A 1,319-nucleotide genomic window follows, 5' to 3' on the forward strand; every position below is an offset into this window, starting at 1 on the left:
ATTTTAATTAAAAATTTAGGAATTGATACAAGAATATGAAAGATCATTAACAGGAAAGGAAAGAGAAATTTTAAAAAGTCAAATTGCAACTACAAAATCCTTACTCACAAAAAAAATAAAATCAGTAATTCTTCTAATCCTTTTAGTTATAGGCTTAGGAACTCTAATTTTTTATTTTCAAAAACTATGGTCACTTATTATTTTTGGTCTAACTACATTTTTTATTATTTGGCATTTATATTATGAAATATTAGAGATTATAAGAATTCCAAAATTCCTAAAAGAGAAAGAAAGAGTAATCGCAACAGGTATAGTAAAAGTTTGCGAGATAAACATTGACAGATTTATTAAAATTAATGGATTCGAAGACGAGGGAAATCATTTTATAACTGAATATAATAATCGATTAACCTTAATTGGTGGACAAGATTTTTTTGGAGTAAAAAATCTAAAAAACAAAAATGAAAAAATTGAAATAATGGATTCTAAAAAAACTGCAATTTATTATGAAGAAGTAAAAAAATCTGGAAAAATTATAAATCCATATTATACTCTAAAAAATGGTATTTCAGATAAAATTTTGGACTCTGAAATTTGGATGAAATTAACGAATCAAAAAAGCATTTCAGGAAAATTAGAAGATTTGGATGAATTTCTTCACGAGAGTATATAGAAATAAAACAGCTGCTAACAACGATTATCGCAAATAGCGGGTTGTTTGCTGAAATGGTTATTTTAGAAACCAATTATTAAAGCAACTAGGCCGACAAAACCGAGTTCTTATTCCCGCGACTTGCGTTAATCGAGCACGTTATGCACAAGCCGAAAACAAAATTTCGATTTAAATGAAGAAAATTTTAGAGCTTTCAGATATAGAAGCAAGAAAATATCTATTAAAGGAAGAAAGTTATTTCAATTTTGATTTACCCAAATATTTTACTTTTCAAGAATTAATCAATAAAGTTTCTGAGAAAATTGAGAATAAAAATTTAAGTGATTTCTATAGTAAAAGACAGAATAATTCGGGTGAAATCAAAACCAATTATCCATCAGATTTTGAGGAAGTAAACTATATTTATTTAAATAATAAAGATGGTAAATTTTCTTGGCGGCCATATCAATTAATTCATCCTGCATTATATGTTTCCTTAGTCCATAAAATCACAGAAAAAAATAATTGGGATTTTATAAAGAAACGGTTCGAAGAATTTTCAAAAGATTCAAAAATTAATTGTAGTAGTATTCCGCTAAAATCAGAAGATGAACTATCTGATAAAGCGACTAATGTAGGCAATTGGTGGAGGTCTATAGAACAAAAG

The 1,319-nt window shown here is 26.7% G+C and carries 1 protein-coding gene and 1 pseudogene; both read left to right on the forward strand.

The genetic code is table 11. The annotated features are described in order from the left end of the window. Positions 1–22 precede the first annotated feature (22 nt). Positions 23–673: a hypothetical protein gene (locus RM553_RS19370; protein ID WP_311536616.1), complete on the forward strand. Its 651-nt coding sequence runs from the start codon at positions 23–25 to the stop codon at positions 671–673. Between the two features lie 172 nt (positions 674–845). Further along, positions 846–1,319: pseudogene (locus RM553_RS19375) on the forward strand (RNA-directed DNA polymerase); the annotation flags it as partial.

The organism is Autumnicola tepida (genome assembly GCF_031846485.1).
In the GTDB taxonomy this organism is placed as follows: domain Bacteria; phylum Bacteroidota; class Bacteroidia; order Flavobacteriales; family Flavobacteriaceae; genus Autumnicola; species Autumnicola tepida.